1 protein-coding gene is annotated in these 504 nt (G+C 42.1%); it reads left to right on the top strand.

From position 1 onward, the window contains the following. Nucleotides 1–357, top strand: a 357-nt coding sequence (gene gloA / locus AB4496_RS26000) for a lactoylglutathione lyase (protein WP_372132758.1), incomplete at its 5' end; no start/stop codon positions are given. Between the last annotated feature and the right edge of the window lie 147 nt (nt 358–504).

Here is a 504-nt window from a genome sequence, read left to right as displayed (position 1 = left end):
GAGTTCTACACCAATGTAATGGGCATGCAGCTATTACGTAAGAACGAAAACAAAGAGTACGAATACACACTGGCTTTCGTTGGCTTTGGTGACGAATCTCAAGGCGCTGTGATTGAGCTGACTTACAACTGGGGCACGACTGAATATGACCTTGGCTCAGCTTTTGGTCACGTTGCTATCGGTGTTGATGACATCTACACAACATGCGACGCGATTAAAGCAGCAGGCGGTAATGTGACACGTGAAGCGGGCCCTGTAAAAGGCGGCTCTACTCATATCGCATTCGTTAAAGATCCTGACGGCTACATGATTGAGCTTATTCAGAACAAACAAGCAAGTGCTGGTCTAGAAGGTTAACCCTTCGTAGCCTCTGCAATATTTGGCTATGGAATAAACACTATAAGCGAGCATAAAGCTCGCTTTTTTTGTAGCTCTATTAATAATCGATATTCTTTACTAATTATTACAACATTCTCACTGATGAAACTTTACATGATAATAATT

The sequence above is a fragment of the Vibrio sp. 10N.222.46.A1 genome (assembly GCF_041473595.1).
Lineage (GTDB): Bacteria > Pseudomonadota > Gammaproteobacteria > Enterobacterales > Vibrionaceae > Vibrio > Vibrio tasmaniensis_A.
The sequence above is the reverse complement of the archived record's forward strand: the minus strand, read 5'-3'. Positions and strand labels throughout refer to the sequence as shown.